This is a genomic window from Marinobacter sp. bablab_jr003 (genome assembly GCF_016464245.1).
GTDB classification, from domain to species: Bacteria; Pseudomonadota; Gammaproteobacteria; order Pseudomonadales; family Oleiphilaceae; genus Marinobacter; species Marinobacter vinifirmus.
In genome coordinates this window covers 1-274 of sequence record NZ_JADARC010000103.1, presented here as the reverse complement: position 1 = coordinate 274, position 274 = coordinate 1, and the positions used below count along the sequence as shown (strand labels likewise).

The window sequence follows — 274 nt, the reverse complement described above, 5'->3', positions numbered from 1 at the left end:
TGGATGGCTCCGACACTGGTCTTGGTGCTGGCGCTGATCTGCCGGATCGAGAGCCCGGCGTCCAGCCTCAGGCGAAGCAATTCTCTGATTTTGCGCATTGGAATTCTCTTTGCTGCCATGACCCTGATCCCCAAAAAAAGGTTCATCGCGCTTTACCGGGAAATGCTGCTTTTATCTTCAGAAAGAAGTAGTCGTTATCCCGGTAGCCGTAGGCCACCCGCTTGATCACCTTGATCTTGTTGTTCATTCCCTCCAACACACTGGTGTTCAGCCG

The 274-nt window shown here is 52.9% G+C and carries 1 protein-coding gene; it reads right to left on the bottom strand.

Annotated features, from left to right (window positions below; genetic code table 11):
- Positions 1 to 142: 142 nt before the first annotated feature.
- Positions 143 to 274 (bottom strand): transposase (locus H3Z84_RS10635; RefSeq protein WP_199457440.1); only part of this gene is annotated, 132 nt, incomplete at its 5' end.